This window comes from Rummeliibacillus sp. POC4 (assembly GCF_003576525.1).
Lineage (GTDB): Bacteria > Bacillota > Bacilli > Bacillales_A > Planococcaceae > Rummeliibacillus.
In genome coordinates, this window is sequence record NZ_QWUA01000147.1 from 1 (window position 1) to 1,550 (window position 1,550).

Annotated in this window: 1 protein-coding gene; it reads left to right on the forward strand. The window is 39.4% G+C overall.

All coding sequences use genetic code 11. From position 1 onward, the window contains the following. The first annotated feature begins 124 nt into the window (after positions 1–124). The gene (locus D1606_RS18420) at positions 125–1,477 is read left to right on the forward strand and encodes a transposase (RefSeq protein WP_119417444.1); all 1,353 of its coding nucleotides are present in this window, start codon (positions 125–127) and stop codon (positions 1,475–1,477) included. Positions 1,478–1,550 lie beyond the last annotated feature (73 nt).

Sequence of the window (1,550 nt, forward strand, 5' to 3'; positions counted from 1 at the left end):
GAGTTAATTTCATAATTCCAATCCCTTGTCTCCCAAGGGGTTCAAAACAATAAAAATAGGGCACCTCCCCAATTTGGTATAATTTAAGTGACCAAACCAAAATTATCCCTGAGGTGAATGCCCTATGACTATTGTAAAACAAATGCGTCTTTTTGACATCCAAGAATTAATGGATATGGAAAGTTCTCGTCGTTTTGATGCGATTTTGTCTACTTTCAATCTACAACCGATTTTCCAACTGTTCCGTAAAACAACCATGTACGGTGCTCCGCGAGAGTTAAACTACGGTGCGATGATTCAATCATTAGTTATTCGTATTGTGGAACGCATTCCAACCGTAAAAGATTTAGTGAAGCGGCTAAAATATGATCTTATTTTCCGCTTAGATTGTGGCTTTCTATTATCAGATTCAGTGCCTTCTGAAGCTTCTTATTCACGCATGGTCGACGTGATTAGCCAATCAGATGTCTTTGTTGGAATGAATGATGACCTGATTCGAGCAGCCTTTACAGAAGGGTTTTTAGCTGATGAACATGTTAGTTATGACGCGACACATTTTGAAGCGCGTGATGCGTCCAAACCATCTGAGAAAAAAGAAAAAGTACCGAAAAAACGTGGGCGTAAATCGAAAGAAGAACGTGCTGCTTGGCTTGCGGAACAAGCCGAAATCGAGGCCAATCTCACAACCTACGAAAAGAAATTAGAAGATCAATTAACGATCCCGACAGCCACACTTTGGCAAGACATTCCGATTGAACCGAAGTGGGGCGTGAAGAAGAATAGTGACGGGAAAAACACGTTCTGGTTCGGCTTCAAAGGGCATTTAGCGGTCTCGACCAAAAGCCAGTACATTGTGGCATGCTTGATGTCGTCGGGGAGTTTAAGTGATAGTAAAGCGGCGATTCCCCTATTAAAAAAGGTAGTGGAAGTCATGCCAAATCAATTTACAACCGCTATATTCGATGCAGGATATGACTACGAAGCGATTTACCGACAAATCTTAAATCAAGACATGAAAGCTGTCATTCCTTATGTCAAACGTCGTGAATCTGAAATCTTGGGCTTCGATGCAAATTTCCGTCCAACGTGTGTACGGGAACATAGCTACTGTTACGACAGCTTTGACGAGAAATATCAAAGCTTAAAATTTACGCGCCCGAAAGAATGTGCAACGTGTCCATTACGTGAAGATTCACTATGTCAAAAAGTCTTTAAAATCAAGTGTGAAACGGATATTCGAAAGTACACGTATCCAGCAAGAGGCTCTGTATTATGGAAAAAACTTTACAAAGAACGTACAGCTGTTGAACGAGTAAATGCCTACTTAAAAGAATATTTTCAATTAAATAATGTCCGTCACCGAACAGGCAGAAAAGCCAAGTTGCACTTCAATATGGTGACATTTATTTATAATGCCTGTAAATTAGCAGTCGATCGTTTGAATGCAAAATTAAATGAGCAAAACACAGCTGCATAATTTAAAAAAATGAAAATCAAGAAATTGGACTAGTCTAACCTCTAGAAAAAATCGAGTTATGAAATTGATTCAA